18 protein-coding genes are annotated in these 17784 nt (G+C 70.9%); 10 read left to right on the top strand and 8 right to left on the bottom strand.

From position 1 onward, the window contains the following. Positions 1–31: 31 nt before the first annotated feature. Positions 32–697, top strand: a complete 666-nt coding sequence (locus AC5L3X_RS00235; protein ID WP_494854227.1) for a TetR/AcrR family transcriptional regulator — start codon at positions 32–34, stop codon at positions 695–697. A 148-nt stretch (positions 698–845) separates the two neighbouring features. On the opposite strand, the gene bldC is transcribed toward AC5L3X_RS00235, so the two are convergent. Further along, complete coding sequence (gene bldC / locus AC5L3X_RS00230; protein WP_013133571.1) at positions 846–1049, bottom strand: developmental transcriptional regulator BldC; 204 nt, start codon at positions 1047–1049, stop codon at positions 846–848. A gap of 322 nt (positions 1050–1371) precedes the next feature. Next, positions 1372–2238, bottom strand: coding sequence for a DUF8083 family protein (locus AC5L3X_RS00225; protein ID WP_189121884.1), 867 nt, complete (start codon positions 2236–2238; stop codon positions 1372–1374). Positions 2239–2344: 106 nt separating this feature from the next. Between AC5L3X_RS00225 and AC5L3X_RS00220 the strand changes: the two genes are divergently transcribed. Both AC5L3X_RS00220 and AC5L3X_RS00215 read left to right on the top strand, forming a co-directional pair. Continuing rightward, the gene (locus AC5L3X_RS00220; RefSeq protein ID WP_189121883.1) at positions 2345–3424 is read left to right on the top strand and encodes a Glu/Leu/Phe/Val family dehydrogenase; all 1080 of its coding nucleotides are present in this window, start codon (positions 2345–2347) and stop codon (positions 3422–3424) included. A gap of 151 nt (positions 3425–3575) precedes the next feature. Beyond that, positions 3576–3809 (top strand): DUF3073 domain-containing protein, encoded by a 234-nt coding sequence (locus AC5L3X_RS00215; RefSeq protein ID WP_189121882.1) that lies wholly within the window; start codon positions 3576–3578, stop codon positions 3807–3809. 193 nt (positions 3810–4002) lie between these two features. Here the strand turns inward: AC5L3X_RS00215 and purM are convergent, their stop codons facing one another. The 4 genes from purM to AC5L3X_RS00195 form a co-directional block, all read right to left on the bottom strand. Further along, a complete protein-coding gene (gene purM, locus AC5L3X_RS00210; protein WP_494854221.1) occupies positions 4003–5037 on the bottom strand; it encodes a phosphoribosylformylglycinamidine cyclo-ligase in 1035 nt (344 codons plus the stop codon). Beyond that, entirely contained in the window at positions 5034–6470 is a 1437-nt protein-coding gene (gene purF, locus AC5L3X_RS00205) for an amidophosphoribosyltransferase (RefSeq protein WP_494854219.1), read from the bottom strand. The genes purM and purF overlap by 4 nt, the downstream gene beginning before the upstream one ends. A 49-nt stretch (positions 6471–6519) precedes the next feature. After that, positions 6520–7266, bottom strand: coding sequence for an SDR family NAD(P)-dependent oxidoreductase (locus tag AC5L3X_RS00200; protein ID WP_494854218.1), 747 nt, complete (start codon positions 7264–7266; stop codon positions 6520–6522). 85 nt (positions 7267–7351) lie between these two features. Then, on the bottom strand, positions 7352–7759 hold the full coding sequence (locus AC5L3X_RS00195) for a MarR family winged helix-turn-helix transcriptional regulator (protein WP_189121879.1): 408 nt from the start codon (positions 7757–7759) through the stop codon (positions 7352–7354). Between the two features lie 142 nt (positions 7760–7901). Between AC5L3X_RS00195 and AC5L3X_RS00190 the strand changes: the two genes are divergently transcribed. After that, positions 7902–8915, top strand: a complete 1014-nt coding sequence (locus AC5L3X_RS00190; RefSeq protein ID WP_494854216.1) for a DUF4190 domain-containing protein — start codon at positions 7902–7904, stop codon at positions 8913–8915. Here the strand turns inward: AC5L3X_RS00190 and AC5L3X_RS00185 are convergent. After that, the gene (locus AC5L3X_RS00185) at positions 8912–9349 is read right to left on the bottom strand and encodes a sterol carrier family protein (RefSeq protein WP_494854214.1); all 438 of its coding nucleotides are present in this window, start codon (positions 9347–9349) and stop codon (positions 8912–8914) included. The genes AC5L3X_RS00190 and AC5L3X_RS00185 overlap by 4 nt on opposite strands. 98 nt (positions 9350–9447) lie before the next feature. Here AC5L3X_RS00185 and AC5L3X_RS00180 point away from each other — a divergent pair, with 98 nt between their 5' ends. From AC5L3X_RS00180 to AC5L3X_RS00155, 6 genes are all read left to right on the top strand, one after another. After that, positions 9448–9936 carry a MarR family winged helix-turn-helix transcriptional regulator gene (locus tag AC5L3X_RS00180; protein WP_494854212.1) on the top strand — a complete coding sequence of 163 codons (489 nt, stop codon included), beginning with the start codon at positions 9448–9450 and terminating at the stop codon, positions 9934–9936. Positions 9937–10010: 74 nt separating this feature from the next. Then, positions 10011–11447 (top strand): MFS transporter, encoded by a 1437-nt coding sequence (locus AC5L3X_RS00175; RefSeq protein ID WP_494854211.1) that lies wholly within the window; start codon positions 10011–10013, stop codon positions 11445–11447. A gap of 131 nt (positions 11448–11578) precedes the next feature. Beyond that, on the top strand, positions 11579–12097 hold the full coding sequence (locus tag AC5L3X_RS00170; RefSeq protein ID WP_494854210.1) for a sigma-70 family RNA polymerase sigma factor: 519 nt from the start codon (positions 11579–11581) through the stop codon (positions 12095–12097). Next, positions 12097–12294 (top strand): anti-sigma factor family protein, encoded by a 198-nt coding sequence (locus tag AC5L3X_RS00165; protein ID WP_494854209.1) that lies wholly within the window; start codon positions 12097–12099, stop codon positions 12292–12294. Before AC5L3X_RS00170 ends, AC5L3X_RS00165 begins: the two co-directional genes overlap by 1 nt. Before the next feature lie 170 nt (positions 12295–12464). Further along, a complete protein-coding gene (locus AC5L3X_RS00160) occupies positions 12465–14459 on the top strand; it encodes a PhoX family protein (protein ID WP_494854207.1) in 1995 nt (664 codons plus the stop codon). Positions 14460–14493: 34 nt separating this feature from the next. Continuing rightward, the gene (locus tag AC5L3X_RS00155; protein WP_494854206.1) at positions 14494–16371 is read left to right on the top strand and encodes an ABC transporter ATP-binding protein; all 1878 of its coding nucleotides are present in this window, start codon (positions 14494–14496) and stop codon (positions 16369–16371) included. On the opposite strand, the gene AC5L3X_RS00150 is transcribed toward AC5L3X_RS00155, so the two are convergent. Beyond that, positions 16335–17753, bottom strand: coding sequence for an MFS transporter (locus tag AC5L3X_RS00150; RefSeq protein WP_494854204.1), 1419 nt, complete (start codon positions 17751–17753; stop codon positions 16335–16337). The genes AC5L3X_RS00155 and AC5L3X_RS00150 overlap by 37 nt on opposite strands. Positions 17754–17784: the final 31 nt, after the last annotated feature.

Raw genomic sequence — 17784 nt, 5'->3', positions numbered from 1 at the left:
TATTGGGGAAGGCGTCGGATAGTGTGCAAGGGTGACACCCGGTAAGTCGGCCGAGACCGCACGACCCGCGCGGCGCAGGCTGAGCGTCGACCGCCGCCGCGAGGAGCTCATGGCCGCGGCGCTGGAGCTCTTCAGCAAGCGCGACGCGGAGGACGTCTCGATCGACGACGTAGCCTCGGCCGCGGGCGCCTCACGGGCGCTGGTCTACCACTACTTCGGCGGCAAGCAGGAGCTCTACGTGGCGGCGCTGAGGAGCGCGGCCGAGCAGTTGGAGTCGCGGCTGCGCCCGCAGGGGGGCGGCCGCCCGCTCGACGAGCTGTCCGCGGGGCTCACCCGCTACTTCGACTTCGTCGAGGAGCACGCGGCCGGCTTCGCCGCGCTGCTGCGCGGCGGGCCCGCCAACCGCGCGGGGGAGGTCGGCGAGATCGTCGACGGAGTCCGGCAGCGCCTCTTCCGGCTCATCCAGAGGCAGATGCGGGTCGAGCAGCCGAGCCCGGTGCTCCGCACCACGCTGCGATCGTGGATCGCCTCGGTCGAGACCGCGGGTCTCGACTGGCTCGAACATCGCGACATCGAACGCCCGACGCTCGAGAAGATGCTCGTCGACCACATGGTGTCACTGCTCAGCGTGGCCGCCGGCTACGACCCCGACGTCAACCGGCTGCTGATCCTCCTGACGCGGGAGCAGTTGACGTAGCGGCCAGGAGAACGTAGCGGCCAGGAGAAATGGCGCCGGGCGGGCGGCGCCAACTCCCGTTTGCGACGCTTCGTCGTCACAGAGGTGGACCAGGCCGTCCAGCCAGGCCCACCGTTCAACCCCCCTGAGGTTCGTGACGACCTCGGCATTACTCCGAGCGCTGCTGCGGAATCCCCGCCAGCAGTGCCCGAACCTCGGTCTCGCGGTAACGCCGGTGACCTCCGAGGGTACGAATCGACGTCAACTTGCCCGCCTTGGCCCACCGCGTAACGGTCTTGGGGTCGACCCTGAACATGGTCGCGACCTCGGCGGGCGTGAGCAGTGGCTCGGCCTCGGGTGTACGAGCTGACATTTGTGCGGCCTCTCCTCCGTGTGGACCGGCTTAGCGATCCTGTGACTGCTTGTGCGCGGGTCACGGATGTCCCCCTATGTGCCAGAGCGTGCGGCTTTTCTGGCTCATATGCGGCATCACCCGAAGTGACCATACAGCCACGCTGAGCGATTGGCGAGCCCTTCTTTGACCCAACTGCCCGCCCCCGTGGCGATGTCACGCTCGGTGATTCTAGCGACACGGTTCGTGGTATCGCAGTGAAAACGGCAAACTACTCAGTTCGCAGAAGTGAGTGGTCGGGAGTCATGACCGACTCATGCAGGTCAGAGGGTTGTTATGGGGCTCAGTTGGCAGATTCCAGAAGTTGCATTGACTTCCAACGCAGGATGACCCTCTGATACATGGCGAAGGCAAGTTCTTCTTGACCCGTGTCCAGACCTGTGAGGGCCGCCGAGAGCTCGGCCACCGACTGGTCGGCCTGGAGCGCGTCGTCGTCCATGAGGTGCACGAGGCCGCCGTAGTCGAGCTCGACCAGCGAGTGCGGGTGGAACTCCTCCAGCCAGCGGGCGACGTCCTCCACGTCGAAGTTGGCCGACACGTCGTCGCCGAGGTGCCTGCGCAGCACCTGCAGCGCCCGCGCCGACCGCCTGCGGGCCTGGGCCATGGAGGTGACGTAGATGAGGTTGCGTCCCGTCGCCGTCGTCACGTCCTGTCCCGGTGTCGAGGAGCCGAGCACCAGCCAGCGCTCGTTTCCATCAAACGGCACGAACCACGAGGGCGGCACGTGCCACGCCGTGGTGCGGATGTGGGTGCGGAGCGCCGACGAGCCGCCCGTGCGCTTGTAGCGGTCGAAGTCGTCGGCGGTCTGGTCGGCGATGGCCTTGGGGACGAGACGTTCCATCAGCTTCACGGAAGTGCTGCCGCGCAGCCGTGAGAACGCCAGCCACGAACGCAACCGGGTCTGCCAAGGGCAGACGTAGAGGCGGTCCTCCACGCGCCGCAGGTAGGCGTTGGGGCTCTCCTGCGCGGGCACCGGCTGCGGGGGCGTGCCGAGCAGGCGCAGCACGGCCTCGCCGTGCTCGGCGTTGAGCGCGTTGGCGCGGCGGGGGCGGTCACGCGACTCGGCGTAGTCGGCCCACACCTTCCGCTCAGTCTCGGCAAAGGCGCTCAACGGCTCGTAGACACGGAGGTACGCGGCATAGGGCAGCACGGAGGCATCGTGTCATGAAGACCACCGGTCCGCACCGTGGTGGCCATTACGCTGGGAGGCGATCTCCGCCGCGAAGAGGCGGCGGACCGGACCAGGAGTCACTACAGTGACCGACGTCTTCAGTCCGTCCCACAAGGACACGCACGAGCAGGTCGTCTTCTGCGCCGACGCGCACAGCGGCCTGCGAGCCATCATCGCCATCCACAACACCGCGCTCGGCCCCGCCCTCGGCGGCACCAGGTTCTACCCGTACGCGAGCGAGCAGGCGGCACTCACCGACGTGCTCAACCTCGCCAGAGGGATGGCCTACAAGAACGCGCTGGCCGGGCTCGACCTCGGCGGCGGCAAGGCCGTCATCATCGGCGACCCGGCCCGAGACAAGAGCGAGGCGCTGCTGCGCGCCTACGGCAGGTTCGTCGAGTCGCTCGGCGGGCGCTACATCACCGCCTGCGACGTCGGCACCTTCAGCGAGGACATGGACATCGTCGCCCGCGAGTCACGCTTCGTCACCGGCCGCACGACGGCCCATGGCGGCGCCGGCGACTCCTCCATCCTGACCGCCTACGGCGTCTTCCAGGGCATGCGGGCCTCGGCCGAGCAGGTCTACGGCACGCCGTCGCTGCTCGGCCGCCGGGTCGGCGTCGAGGGCGTCGGCAAGGTCGGCCACCGGCTGGTCGAGCTGCTCCGCGAGGACGGCGCCGACGTGGTGATCTGCGACGTCAGCGAGCAGGCCGTCGAGCGGGTGCGCCGGCTGCGTCCCGAGGTGGACGTGGTGGCCGACGCCGAGGCGCTCACCTCGGCCGACCTCGACATCTTCGCGCCCTGCGCGCTGGGCGGAGCGCTCGACGACGACACGGTCGGCCGGCTGCGCGCGAAGATCGTCTGCGGCGCGGCCAACAACCAGCTGGCCCACCCCGGCGTCGAGAAGCAGCTGGCCGAGCGCGGCATCCTCTACGCGCCCGACTACGTGGTCAACTCCGGCGGCGTGATCCAGGTCGCCGACGAGATCGAGGGCTTCAGCATGGAACGGGCCAGGGCCAAGGCGGAGCGGATCTACGACACCACGCTGAAGATCTTCGCTATCGCGGCCGAGGAGGACGTCCCCCCGGCGGTCGCAGCGGATAGGCTGGCTGAGCGCAGAATGTCGGAAGTCGGGCGCGTTAGGGGCATTTGGCTGGGCCGCTGACGCCCCGCGCCCATACGGCGTACCGAGCTGGGCACAAAACAGGTACGGTAATAGGCGAACGATAGGCTGACGCCCATAGTCAGGCGGCGTCAGTGTGTGGTGCGTTAGCGACGAGGGGTCGGGGACGACCCCACACGAGGGGGTCGAGCCAATGGGGCGCGGCCGAGCAAAGGCCAAGCAGGTCAAGGTTGCTCGCCAGCTGAAGTACAACAGCGGTGGCACGGACCTTGACCGTCTTCGCGATGAACTCGGGGTCGGAGACCCCGACCGCAATGACGACACCGACGACCTCAACGACGAGCTGGCGGATCGCTATGCCGATTACGCCGACGACTACGGCACCGGAAACGACGATCGTCCTTCCGGCAACCGGTCTTCTAGTTGACGCATCCGCGCACCCGGCGTGAGATCACGCCGGGTGCGCGTGCGCGTGTCGCCGGTTCGGCCAGTTGTTTCTCACGGCGCATCCTGGAGGCCCGAAGTCGCCCACGCGGCTTCGGGCCTCCAGGCTGACCGCCGACTGCTGCTGACCGACGACCCGACCCGCGCCGCCCGCGCGGCGGGCCGTCGAGGTGGCTTCAGCGGGCCCGGCGGTATCTGGCCTGCCCGGTGCCCAGAGTGATCTCACCGAGCACCCACGCGTCCACGTAGCGCTCCTGGAGCACCCTGAGGGCCTCGTCCACCGCCTCGGCGGCGACGATGGCGGCCATCCCCACGCCGAGGTTGAACGTGCGGTCCATGTCGGCCTGGGCGATGCGGCCGTGCCCGGCCAGCACCGAGAAGATCGCCGGAGGGGTCCACGACGCCCGGTCCAGCACCGCGTCGAGGTGATCGGGCAGCGAGCGTGACAGGTTGCCCTCGATGCCGCCGCCGGTGATGTGCGCGTAGGCGTGCACGTCGACCTCGCGGGCCAGGGCCAGGCAGTCGAGGGAGTAGATGCGCGTGGGCTCCAGCAGCTCCTCGCCCAGCGGGCGGTCGAGCTCCGGCAGGTCGGCGTCGAGCGACAGCGACGCCTCGCGCAGCACGTGGCGCACCAGGGAGTAGCCGTTGGAGTGCACCCCCGACGAGGCCAGGGCCAGCACCACGTCGCCCTCGCGCACCCGGGACGGCCCGAGCATGGCCGAGGCCTCCACGACGCCCGTGCCGGCGCCGGCCAGGTCGTACTCGTCGGGCCCCATGGCGCCCGGGTGCTCGGCCGTCTCGCCGCCCACCAGAGCCGCGCCGGCCAGGCGGCAGCCCTCGGCGACGCCGCCGACGATCTCGGCGATGCGCTCGGGCACCACCTTGCCGCAGGCGATGTAGTCGGTCATGAACAGCGGCTCGGCTCCGCAGACCACCAGGTCGTCGAGGACCATGCCGACGAGGTCGATGCCGATCGTGTCGTGCCGGCCGTACTGCTGGGCGAGCATGACCTTGGTGCCCACGCCGTCGGTGGAGGTCGCCAGCAACGGCCGCTGGTAGCGCAGCAGCGCCGAGGCGTCGAACAGGCCGGCGAACCCGCTGGCGTCGTCGACCACCTCGGGGCGGCGGGAGCGCGCCACCTTGTCGCGCATCAGTGTGACGGCCCGCTCGCCGGCCTCGATGTCGACCCCGGCTGCCTCGTAGCTCGTCACGCCTTGCTCTCCAACACGAACTTGCCGACGTTGTCCTGGTCGATCGGGATCGGATACGAACCGTCGAAGCACGCCCGGCAGAGGCGTCCGGCGGGGATCGTGGTCGCCTTGGTCAGGCCCTCGAGGGAGATGTAGCCGAGGGAGTCGGCGCCGAGGGAGGCCCGGATCTCGTCGACGGTCAGCGAGCCCGCGATGAGCTCGGCCCTGGTCGCGAAGTCGATGCCGTAGAAGCACGGCCACGCGACGGGCGGCGAGGAGATGCGTACGTGCACCTCGCGCGCCCCGGCCTCGCGCAGCATCCTGACGATCGCGCGCTGGGTGTTGCCGCGCACGATCGAGTCGTCGACCACGACCAGCCGCTTGCCCTCGACGACCTCGCGCAGCGGGTTGAGCTTGAGCCGGATGCCGAGCTGGCGGATGGTCTGCGACGGCTCGATGAACGTGCGGCCGACGTAGGAGTTCTTCACCAGGCCCTGGCCGTAGGGGATGCCGCTCTCCTCGGCGTAGCCAACGGCGGCGGGGGTGCCGGACTCGGGGGTGGGGATGACCAGGTCGGCCTCGACGGGGTGCTCGCGGGCCAGCACCCGGCCGACCTCGACCCGGGTGACCTGGACGCCGCGCCCGGCGATCGTGGTGTCGGGACGGGCGAGGTAGACGTACTCGAACAGGCAGCCCTTGGGCTCGGCCAGGGCGAACCGGCGCGACCGGACGCCGCGCTCGTCGATGGTGAGCAGCTCGCCCGGCTCGATCTCGCGGGTGAACGTGGCGCCCACGATGTCGAGGGCGGCCGTCTCGGAGGCGACCACCCAGCCGCGCTCCAGCCGGCCGAGGACCAGCGGGCGGATGCCCTGCGGATCGCGGGCGGCGTAGAGCGTCTTCTCGTCCATGAACACCAGGGAGTAGGCGCCCTTGACCTGCGGCAGCAGCTCGGCCGCGGAGTCCTCGATGGACCGGCTGCGGTCCTGGGCCAGCAGGGTGGTGAGCACCTCGGTGTCGGTGGTCGCCCGGGTCGCCCCCGGAGCCAGCCGCTGGGCCAGCTCGGGGGTGTTGATCAGGTTGCCGTTGTGGGCGAGCGCGAGGCCGCCCACATCGGTGGAGCTCAGCGTGGGCTGCGCGTTCTCCCACACGCTGGAGCCCGTGGTGGAGTAGCGGCAGTGACCGATCGCCAGGTGACCGCGGAGCGTGCCCAGCACCGACTCGTCGAAGACCTGGGCGACGAGGCCCATGTCCTTGTAGACGAGGATGCGGCTGCCCTCGCTGACCGCGATGCCCGCGGACTCCTGGCCGCGGTGCTGCAACGCGTACAGCCCGTAGTAGGTGAGTTTGGAAACTTCCTCGCCTGGAGCCCATACGCCGAAGACCCCGCAGGCGTCTTGGGGTGCGCGGTCTTGGGGGTCCAGGTCATGGCCGAGCCGGCCGTCGCCCTTCAGCACATGCTTCAGTCTAGGTCGGACTCTTCCCTGCTCGCACACCCGGGGCGGATCAGAGAGCGTGAGCCGATCTTCCGGCGTTCGATCCGTCGCGGACGATCTCCCCGGTGAGGTTGCGGTTGGCGGCCGAGCCGAGGAACAGGATGAGCGCCGCGACGTCGTCGGCCGTCGACAGGCGGCGGCTCGGCGTGCGGGCGGCGACCGCCTCCAGGACCTGGGGTGGGAGGGGGCGATCATTCTCGGTGATGGTGAGGCCGGCGGCGGCCACGTTCACCAGGATGCCGTCGCGGCCGGCCTCCCAGGCCAGCGCGCGGGCCATGCCGTGCAGCGCCATCTTCGCGGTGCCGTAGGGGCCGGGGCCGGGCACGCCCTCCTCGCCCACGCCCGAGGAGACGAACACGATCCGGCCGAATCCCGCGCGCCGCATCGCCGGGAGTACGGCCCGCACGAGCAGGGCGTTGGCCACCACGTTGGCGTGCAGGCCGGCCGACCACTCGGCGGCGGGCACGTCCTCGAACGCGACGCCGCCGGGCGGGATCGTGCCCCAGCGGACGGCGTTGAGGATCAGCGCGTCGACCGGCCCGGCCGAGGCGGCGGCGGGCGCGATGGTCGCGTGGTCATCCAGGTTCAGGTGTACGGCCGAGCCCGAGCCGCCCGCCTGCTCGATCCGCTTGACGACCTCGGCGGCCCGGTCGGCGCCGGAGGTGTAGGTGATGGTGACCTTGGCGCCCGTCCTGGCGTAGGCGACGGCGGTGGCCGCTCCGATGCCGGACGACCCGCCGGTGATGAGCACGCGCATGCTGACTCCCCTTGGTGATTAGCTGACTAATTAGCCAGCTAATCCTATTCGCGTGAGAGTCGCAAGCCGATTGCGCCGGAAGGGCTCAGCGGGGCATGGTTCGCACCAGGCGGGCCAGCAACTCGCGCTCGTCGGGGGAGAAGCCGGCCTGCAGCTCCTCGTCGGTCCTGAGCCAGATCTCCTCCACCGGACCCCGCAGCGCGCTGCCGGTCTCGGTCAGGTGGACGCGGATCAGCCGGGACCGGTCGGAATCAGGGCTCCGGCGTACGAAACCGGCGCGCTCCAGGCGCTGGAGCGTCTTGGTGACGGTCGGCGGCTCGACGCCCAGGCGGGTGATGAGCTCGGCCTGGGTCAGGCCGTCCTCGCGCCACAGCTGGTTGAGCAGCAACTCCTGGCCGACGTGCAGGCCCAGCGGGAGCAGCGCCGCCGCCATCTGGTTGCGGTGCGACTTCACGACCTTGATCAGCGCGTAGGTCAGAGTCTCGTCCAGCATGCCCCCATCTTGCCTGCTGCCTGCCGCTTTGGCGCATGGTGACGGAAGGTTGGAGCGATCCTGACCGTGTCGGGCGGTTTCGACGGCGCTCTACGCGCAAGGGTGAAGTATCCGGTATGTAGACACCTCGGGAGACGCAGACGTGAAGACACCTGAGGATCCGAACCACCCTCGCCCGTCCGGGGACGAGCCCGGGCGAGGACCCGGCCCGGACGAGCCGCCGTTCACCTCCAGGTGGGACGAGGACCTGCCCGACGACTATCTGGGCTCCGGCGCGCCCGGGGCGCGCAGCGAGTCCGAGGAGCCCGGTGAGCCGGGCGAGCCCATCGAACCCCTGCCGCCGGTGGTGCCGCACCCCGACGAGCCGCCGCGGGAGGGCGAGCCGACGCCGAGGCGGCTGCATCCGCCCGCCAGGGAGCCCGGCGAGGAGCCGCCCGTCCCCCCGAGCCCCGACCTGCCCACCTCGCCCGAGGTGCCGGAGCCGACCGAGGTGCCCGAGGGCGGTGGGGCCGACGCCGAGCGCACGGTCGCCTTCGGCACGCCTGGCCGGCCCCGCCCCGAGGCACAGCCGTACCAGGGGCCCGGCGGCACGCCGACCTATCCGGGCTGGGAGGGCGCTCAGGGACACGAGGAGGGGCCGCCGCCCACGTCGGCGCCCTCCAGGTACGAGCCGTCGCCCGGTGTGCCCGGCCGGCCCGGTGAGACGGCCGGGTACGGCACAGCAGAGCCCGCGGTGCCGGGCACCACGCCCTCCAGCCCGTACGGTGGCCCGCCCGGTGGCGGGCCGCCCGGTTACGCCCAGCCGGGCGGCGGCTACGCGCCGGGCCCCTACGGCTACCAGCCGAGCGGGCCGGGCAGCGGCCTGGCCACGGCGTCGCTGGTGCTCGGCGTGGCCAGCCCGTTTCTCGTCTTCGTCTGTTTCACCGGCCTGCTCACCGCCATTCTGTCGATCGTGTTCGGGACCGTGGCGCTCACGAAGGGGGTCGGCAAGGGCCGGGCGATCACCGGCATCGTGCTGAGCGTGCTGGCGCTGATCCTCTTCACCGTCGTGGCCGTCTGGTTCTACAGCGTGGTGCAGGAGTGCGCGCAACTGCCCGGCGAGCTCGCCGACCAGTGCTTCCGGAACAAGTTTCCGTGGATGACGCCGCCGAGCTAGAGCGGCAGGTGCTCGGACAGGTCGGCGCGGGCGCCGCTCGCCGAGACGGCCCCGTTGGCCATGGCGTCGGCCCAGCTGAGGCGGCCCATGGCGAGCTCGATCCAGGTGCGGCCGTCCATCTCGACCACGTTGGGGGGAGTGCCGCGCGTGTGGCGGGGACCCGCGATGGCCTGCACGGCGGCGTAGGGCGGCACCCGCACCTCGACGGTGCGGCCGGGAGCGGCCGCCACGAGCCGGTCGAGCAGGTGGCGCACGGCATGCCGGGCGGCGTCGCGTTCGGGCGTGCGGCCCCGGTCGTAGGCGGCGAGCACGGCCGCGACGAGCGCGCCGGGCAGCGCGGCGGCGGGCCCGTCGTAGGGCGGCTCGTCGAGCGCGACCAGCTGGGCGTCGAGGGCGGCCCGCAGCTTCTCGGGGTCGGGTCTGCGTGGTGGCACCCCGCCATTGTCCTCCCGGCCGGGCGTGCCCTCCGCATCTCCGCGAATGCGTCGATGCCTAGATAATCCAGAACGGAACCAATCGGTAGACTGGCGGCATGATCGCCTTGGCACCCACTCGCGCGGAGCCCGACCTGTCGTTCCTGCTGGACCACGCCGGTCATGTCCTGCGCACCCGGATAGCGGCGGCGCTCGCCGAGATCGGCCTGACCGCGCGGATGCACTGCGTCCTGGTCCACGCGCTGGAGGAGGAGCGCACCCAGATCCAGCTCGCCGAGCTCGGCGACATGGACAAGACCACCATGGTGGTCACGGTCGACGCCCTGGAGAAGGCCGGGCTGGCCGAGCGCCGCCCGTCCAGCACCGACCGCAGGGCGCGGATCGTCGCGGTCACCGAGAAGGGCGGGCAGGTCGCGAGACGGAGCCAGGAGGTCGTCGACGGCGTCCACCGGGAGGCTCTGGCCGCGCTGCCGGCGGACGAGGCCGAGGTGCTCGTACGAGCGATGAACCGCCTGGTCACGGGCCATCTGGCCACTCCGGTCGAGGCGCCGCCGGGAGCCCGCCGGGCACGGCAGCGCACAAAGTAGGTCCGCAAGGGATCGTCTATAACAAAACTATCTGTTACGGTCTCTTCTGTTCCTCTCGGATACAGGAGACGGCTTTGTCGCATACCGAAATTTCCTCCCGGCGCCCCCGCACCGCCTCGCGGTGGACCGCGCTCGGCGTGCTGTCCACCGCATCGCTGATGACGATCCTCGACGGGAGCATCGTGACCGTCGCGCTGCCCGCCATGCAGAGAGACCTGGGCTTCTCGCCGGCCGGCCTGAGCTGGACCGTCAACGCCTATCTGATCGCCTTCGGCGGGCTGCTGCTCCTCGCCGGGCGGCTCGGCGACCTCCTCGGCCGCAAGATCATGTTCCTGGCCGGCAACGCGGTCTTCACCGCCGCGTCGCTGCTCGCCGGCCTGTCCACCGGCCCCGGCCTGCTGATCGCCGCCCGGTTCGCGCAAGGTGTCGGCAGCGCCATGGCCGCCGCCGTCGTGCTCGGCATCCTGGTGACCCTGTTCGCCGAGCCCGGTGAGCGGGCCAAGGCGATCGGCGTCTTCAGCTTCACCGGGGCCGCCGGCGCCTCAATCGGTCAGGTCCTGGGCGGTGTCCTCACCGACGCGTTCAGCTGGAACTGGATCTTCTTCATCAACCTGCCGATCGGCCTGGCGACGATCGCGCTGGCGATCCGGGTGCTGCCGGACGAGCGCGGGGCCGGGCTCGCCGCCGGGGCGGACGTCGTCGGCGCCGTCCTGGTCACCAGCGGTCTGATGCTGGGCATCTACACCGTGGTCAAGATCGAGGAGTACGGCTGGCTCGCGGCGCACACCCTCGGCCTGGGCGCGGTGTCACTCGCCCTGCTGGCCGGATTCGTCGCCCGCCAGATGACCGCCCGAACCCCGCTGATGCCGCTGCGGATCCTCCGCTCGCGCAACGTGTCAGGCGCCAACCTGGTCCAGATGCTGACGGTGTCGGCCATGTTCGCCTTCCAGATCATCGTCGCGATCTTCATGCAGAAGGTGCTCGGTTACGGCGCGCTCGGCGCCGGCCTGGCCATGCTGCCCGCGGCGGTCGCCATCGGCGGCGTGTCCCTGTTCGTCTCGGCCCGGCTCAACACCCGCTTCGGCGAGCGAGCCGTCCTGCTGGCCGGACTGTTGCTCCTGCTCGGTGCGATGAGCTGGCTCAGCCGGGTCCCGGTGAACGCCGACTACGTCACCGACCTGCTGCCGGTGATGGTGCTCATCGCGGGCGGCGGTCTGGTGCTCCCGGCGCTGGCCGCGCTCGGCATGTCCGGCGCCAGGGCCGACGACGCGGGCCTGGCCTCCGGGCTGTTCAACACGACCCAGCAGATCGGGATGGCCGTGGGCGTGGCGGTGCTGTCCACGCTGGCCGCCTCGCGCACCTCGGACCTGCTGTCCGCCGGCACCGCCGAGGCCGCCGCGCTGACCGGCGGTTATCGCCTGGCGTTCGGTTGCGCCACGGCGCTGCTCGCGGCCGCCTTCGTCGTCGCCCTCGTGGTGCTGAGGCAGCCTCGGCCGGAACGCCAGGACTGATCGGGAATTCGCGTCGGAGGAGGAGACGTGATGTCGGCCGGATCGGTTCCCTCTTCGGCGGAAATAGTCAGAAATGACTGGAGTTATCCGAGTACCTATCGGACTGATAACGAAGATGTAAAGATACGCCCGTGCTGACACATGTCGACGACAGGTTCGAGAGTGCGGATGCCGAGGCCGAGCACCGCACCGCGTCCCTCCACCGGGAGTTCGGCGGTCCCCTCCGGCGGCATGTGCGCGGCCTGACCGGAAACGACCTCCGGTGGACCGAGGACGTCGTACGGGAGGCGATCGGCAAGGCCGGGCGCGACCCGGCGAGGCGGCACTGGGAGCCGGGGCTGTTGTGGGCCTGGCTCGTCACCGAGGCCCGCCGCCTGGTGAGAGACGGGCGCCGGCGCGACGGGGTCCATTCTCACGAGACGGCTGCGGATGGCGCAGACCGCGCGTCATCCGCCATCGTCGTTTTAGCCGCTCTTCGTGATCTTTCGGAAGAACACCGTGAAGTCATTGAGCAGACGTACCTACGGGACCGTACGATAAGTGAGGCGGCGGAGATTCTGGGGATCCCGCCGGGCACGGTGAAGTCCAGGCTCTACTACGGGATCAAGGCTCTCCGTGCGCTGCTGGCGGACAAGGGGGTAGCCGGGTAATGCACGAAGAGGTGGCCGCCTACGTTCTCGGCGTCCTCGACGAAGACGAACACGAGGCGTTCGAGCGCCACCTCGACACGTGCGCGTCGTGCCAGGCCGAGCTCAAGGAGCTGGCCCAGACTCCCGACCTGCTCGACGAGCTGAAGTTCCTCCCCGCCGCCTCGGAGGACGACCCACCGATGCCCATGCCGCGCTGACGCGCGCGGCGCCCCGCCGGGAGAGCGTTCATCGCACCGGGGGTCGCCGTTCACCCGGGGTTTCGCCGGTGACCGTAACGTCCCAGCCGGACTATCGCGCACCCTTAATTGGAGTTCCTGTGGCGAACCGGCTTCTTCCGTTGCTCTCACACAAATCCGGCCGATCGGCGATGACCTGCCAGTTCCGCTGCGGCAACGCCTGCGCGCACGCGGACGGCAACGACAGCGGCAACGCCTACTTCGGCGACGTCGTCGAGCAGGCATTGTCCCGGCGGGGCGTCATCCGAGCCGGCGCCCTGGGCGCCCTCGTGGCCGGGACCGGGGCCGCCCTCGCCACCCCCGCCTTCGCCACCCCCGGGCACGGCACCCCGACCCCGAGGGGGGCCGGTGCCCAGGGCGGGCCGCTCCGCTTCACGCCGGTGCCGCCGAACCGGGAGGACGCGCTGCGGGTGCCGGCCGGCTACACCTCGTCCGTGGTGGCGCGGTGGGGCGACCCCGTGCTGCCGGACGCGCCGGCGTTCGACTACGAGCACCAGACCGCCGAGGCCCAGGCCAGGCAGTTCGGCTACAACTGCGACTTCGTGACGCTGTTCCCGATGGGTCGCGACCGCGGCCTGATGTGGGTCAACCACGAATACACCAACGAGGCGATGATGTTCCGCGGCTACACCGGTGGAGCGGCGGCGACCGAGGAGCAGATCAGGATCGCGATGGCCGCCCACGGCGGCTCGGTGGTCGAGGTCGAGCGGGTGCGCGGCACCGGCCAGTGGAAGCTGGTGACCAGCGGCCGCAGGCGCTACAACCGGCGCGTCACCGTGGGCACCGCGATGCGGTTCAGCGGCCCCGCGGCGGGCAGCGAGTTGCTCAGGACGGCCGCCGACCCCGCCGGCACCACCCCGGTCGGCATGCTGAACAACTGCGCGGGCGGCACCACCCCGTGGAACACCGTGCTGACCGCCGAGGAGAACTTCGACCAGTACTTCGTCAACGCCGACCAGGTGCCCGAGGCGCAGCGGCCGTACACCGCCCGCTACACGCTGCCGTCCGGCGTCTCGTCGAGCAGCCGCCGCTTCGACCGGGTGGAGGAGCGCTTCGACCTGGCCAAGCACCCGAACGAGGCCAACCGGTTCGGATGGATCGTGGAGATCGACCCGTTCGACCCCGGCTCGACGCCGGTCAAGCGCACCGCGCTCGGCCGCTTCAAGCACGAGGCCGCCACCACCACGCTGGCCCGCGACGGCCGCCTCGTCGTCTACATGGGCGACGACTCCCGCTTCGAGTACATCTACAAGTTCGTGTCCAAGAACCGCTACCGGCACGGCCACGACCGCCACAACCGCGGGCTGCTCGACGAGGGCACGTTGTACGTGGCGAGATTCACCGGCGACAGCCCCGCGGCCGAGTTCGACGGCACCGGCAAGCCGCCCTCCGACGGCGCGTTCGACGGCTCGGGCGAATGGATCCCGCTGGTCAGCGGCGACACCTCCCATGTGGCGGGCATGACCGCCGCCGAGGTGCTGGTCTACACGCGTACGGCGGCCGACAAGGTGGGCGCGACCAAGATGGACCGCCCGGAGGACGTCGAGCGCAACCCGGTCACCGGCGCCGTCTACGTCGCGCTGACCAACAACTCCAACCGCACCCCGGCTCAGGCGGACGAGGCCAACCCGCGCGCCTCGAACAAGCACGGCCACGTCCTGGAGATCGTCGAGCGGCGCGACGACGCGGCCGAGAGGACGTTCGCCTGGTCGCTGCCGCTGGTCTGCGGCGACCCCGGCGACGCCGCGACCTACTTCGCCGGCTACGACAAGGCCAAGGTCTCGCCGATCTCGTGCCCGGACAACGTCGCCTTCGACGGCGACGGCAACCTGTGGATCTCCACCGACGGCAACGCGCTCGGCACCAACGACGGCCTGTTCGTGATGCCCGTACGCGGCAGGGAACGCGGCCACCTCCGTCAGTTCCTCACGGTGCCGATCGGGGCCGAGACCTGCGGCCCGCTGATCAGCGAGGACCAGCGCAGCGTCTTCGTCGCGGTGCAGCACCCGGGCGAGGTGGACGGCTCTACCCCGGACAATCCCGGCAGCCGGTGGCCCGACGGCGGCCAGCCGCTGCCGTCGGTCGCGGTCGTGTGGCACGCCCAGGGCAAGCGGATCGGGAGTTGACCTCAAGTAAAGTTCAGGTCTTAGTCTCCATGCCATGAGCATGGAGATGACCGCGTGGCACCAGTTGTATTCGATGAACGACCAGCGGGAGCGTCGTCCTGTCTCCAGGGCGACGCTCCGCCGCGTCTGGGGATTCGCCTACCCGCATCGCCGGAAGGTGGCCTTGTTCCTGCTGCTCAGCGTGGTGATGGCGGCCCTGGCGATCGCCCCTCCGGTTCTGGCGGGGCGGGTGATCGACGCGATCGGCCGCGGTGAGGCGGCCGGCGTGGTGGTCGGCCTCGCCGCCCTGATCGCGGGCCTGGCGATCCTGGAGGCGGGGCTCGGGCTGCTGACCCGCTGGCTGTCGGCCGGCCTCGGCGAAGGACTGATCGTCGACCTGCGCACCGCGGTCTTCGACCACGTACAGCGGATGCCGATCGCGTTCTTCACCAGGACCCGCACCGGAGCCCTGGTCAGCCGGCTGAACAACGACGTGATCGGCGCCCAGCGCGCCTTCACCGACACGCTGTCCAGCGTGGCCGGCAACCTCGTGACCCTCCTTCTCGCGGTCACCGTGATGATCGGCATCTCCTGGCAGATCACGCTGCTGGCGCTGGTGCTGCTGCCGGTGTTCGTGCTGCCCGCCCGCCGGATGGGCGTCCGGATCGCCCGGCTGCGCCGCGAGGCGGCCGACCACAACGCGGCCATGGGCACCCAGATGACCGAGCGGTTCTCCGCGCCCGGCGCGACCCTGGTCAAGCTGTTCGGCCGGCCTTCGTACGAGTCGTCCGAGTTCGCCCGCCGGGCCGGCCGGGTGCGCGACATCGGCGTCCGCACGGCCATGACGCAGTCGGTCTTCGTCACCGCCCTGACGCTGGTCTCCGCGCTCGCCCTGGCGCTCGTCTACGGGCTCGGCGGCTTCTACGCGCTGCGCCAGCAGCTCGAACCGGGCTCGGTGGTGGCGATGGCGCTGCTGCTGACCCGCCTCTACTCGCCGCTGACCGCGCTCGCCAGCGCCCGCGTGGACGTGATGAGCGCGTTGGTCAGCTTCGAGCGGGTCTTCGAGGTGCTCGACCTCAAGCCGCTCATCCAGGACCGGCCCGACGCGGTCGAGGTGCCCGACGGGCCCGTCTCCGTCGAGTTCGACGACGTGCGCTTCGCCTACCCCTCGGCCGACAAGGTCTCGCTCGCCTCGCTGGAGGAGGTGGCCGTGCTCGACAGCCGCGGCGGTGCCGAGGTGCTGCACGGCGTGTCGTTCCGGGCCGAGCCGGGGCAGATGGTCGCCCTGGTGGGCTCCTCCGGCGCGGGCAAGTCCACGATCGCGCAGCTCCTGCCCCGCCTGTACGACGTCGACTCCGGCGCCGTCCGGCTCGGCGGGGTGGACGTGCGTGACCTGACCGCCGACTCGATCCGGGCGACCCTGGGCATGGTCACGCAGGACGGTCACCTCTTCCACGAGTCGATCCGGGCCAACCTGCTGTTCGCCCGGCCCGAGGCGAGCGAGGACGACCTCTGGGACGCGTTGCGCAGGGCCAGGCTCGGCACGCTGATCGAGTCGCTGCCCGACGGGCTCGACACCGTGGTGGGCGAGCGAGGCTACCGGCTGTCCGGCGGCGAGCGCCAGCGGCTCACGATCGCCCGGCTGCTGCTGGCCCGGCCCCGGGTGGTCATCCTGGACGAGGCCACGGCCGCGCTCGACTCCACCTCCGAGGCGGCCGTGCAGGCGGCGCTGGCCGAGGCGCTGGAGGGGCGCACCGCCGTGGTGATCGCGCACCGGCTGTCCACCGTACGGGCCGCCGACGTCATCCTGGTGATCGAGGACGGCCGGGTGGCGGAGCGCGGCACGCACGCCGAGCTGCTCGCCCTCGGTGGCCGCTACGAGGAGCTCTACCGCACTCAGTTCGCCGATCCCACGGTGGTGGGCGCGGCCTGAGCGGGCGCCACGGGCCCGCGCCGGGCGCGCAGCGTGTAGAGGCTCACCGGGATGCCGGCCAGCACGACCACCGCGGCGATCACGAGGGTGAACTGGTAGGCGTCGAGGAAGGCGGCCAGCGGGGGCTGGTCGCTCGCGCCCTGCCGGGAGGTGAGCAGCGCGCCGAGCACGGTGATGCCGAGCAGTCCGAACACCTCACGCGAGACGTTCAGCACGCCGGAGGCCACTCCCGCCCGGCCCTCGGGCATCCCGGACAGCATCGCCGCGGTCAACGGCACCAGCAGGCCGCCGCCCAGGCCGTACATCAGGAACCAGGGCAGCACGTCGCCGTAGGTGCCGTCGGCGCCGATGCCGGAGATCATGAAGATGGCGACGGCCATCAGCGCCATCCCGAGCGCCACGGTCCTGGCGATGCCGAGCAGCGCGGTGATCCGCTGCGACAGGATCGCGACCACGGCCATGACCAGGGCCATCGGCACGAACGCGCCGCCGGCCTCGGTGGGGGAGAAGCCGAGCACGTTCTGCAGCCAGAGGGCGCTGAAGAAGTAGATGCCGAACACGCCGAACGACCAGATGCCGTTGGTGATCGTGCCACCGGTGAAGACGCGTGACCTGAAGAGGGTCAGGTCGATCATCGGCTCGGCGGCCCGGGTCTCGACGAGCACGAAGGCCAGGGCGGCGGCCAGGCTGATCGCGAAGGCGGCCAGGATCTCGGGCGAGGTCCAGCCGGCGACCCCGCCCTCGATGAGCGCGTACGTCAGGGCGAACAGGGCCACGGTCGAGGTGGCCAGGCCGGGCAGGTCGAGGCCGCGCCGGATCCGGGTGTGGACGGGCCGGATCGCCCACAGCGCCAGCCCGAGGGTCACGGCGCCGACCGGCACGTTGATCAGATAGATCCAGCCCCAGTGCAGGTTCTCGCTGATGAAGCCGCCGGTCGCGGGTCCCAGGGCCATGGACAGGGCGCCGGTCGCGCCCCAGAGGCCGACGGCCCTGCCGCGTTCGGCCGGGTCGGGGAAGAGCTGGGTGATCAGCGCGAGCGCCGTCGGGGTGAGCAGGGCCGCGCCGACGCCCTGCACCGCGCGGGCAGCGATCAGCGCCGGGCCGCTGGTCGCCAGCCCGGCGGCCAGTGAGGCGGCGGTGAAGATCAGCAGGCCGGTGACGAACACCCGCCTGGTGCCGAGCACGTCGGCCAGCCTGCCCCCGGCCAGCATCAACCCGGCGAACACCAGGATGTAGGCGCTCACGATCCACTCCAGCCCGGAGATCGTCAGCCCGAGCTCCCGCTGGATCGTCGGCAGGGCGACGTTGCCCACGTTGTTGTCGAGATACGTCATGAAGGTTCCGAGCGCCACCGCGCCCAGCGCCCACCATCTCCGGTCCACAATTCCTCCTATACGCCGTACTTGTACGCCG

It is taken from the genome of Nonomuraea sp. CX421, from assembly GCF_059358955.1.
This window is presented reverse-complemented; position numbering and strand designations above follow the sequence as displayed.

Coding starts and splice junctions, on each gene's coding strand:
- AC5L3X_RS00215 (WP_189121882.1), top strand. CDS start 3,576: ATGGGGCGCGGCCGAGCAAAGGCCAAGCAGGTCAAGGTTGCTCGCCAG.
- AC5L3X_RS00155 (WP_494854206.1), top strand. CDS start 14,494: ATGAGCATGGAGATGACCGCGTGGCACCAGTTGTATTCGATGAACGAC.
- AC5L3X_RS00165 (WP_494854209.1), top strand. CDS start 12,097: ATGCACGAAGAGGTGGCCGCCTACGTTCTCGGCGTCCTCGACGAAGAC.
- bldC (WP_013133571.1), bottom strand. CDS start 1,049: ATGTCAGCTCGTACACCCGAGGCCGAGCCACTGCTCACGCCCGCCGAG.
- AC5L3X_RS00180 (WP_494854212.1), top strand. CDS start 9,448: ATGATCGCCTTGGCACCCACTCGCGCGGAGCCCGACCTGTCGTTCCTG.
- AC5L3X_RS00195 (WP_189121879.1), bottom strand. CDS start 7,759: ATGCTGGACGAGACTCTGACCTACGCGCTGATCAAGGTCGTGAAGTCG.
- AC5L3X_RS00200 (WP_494854218.1), bottom strand. CDS start 7,266: ATGCGCGTGCTCATCACCGGCGGGTCGTCCGGCATCGGAGCGGCCACC.
- AC5L3X_RS00160 (WP_494854207.1), top strand. CDS start 12,465: ATGACCTGCCAGTTCCGCTGCGGCAACGCCTGCGCGCACGCGGACGGC.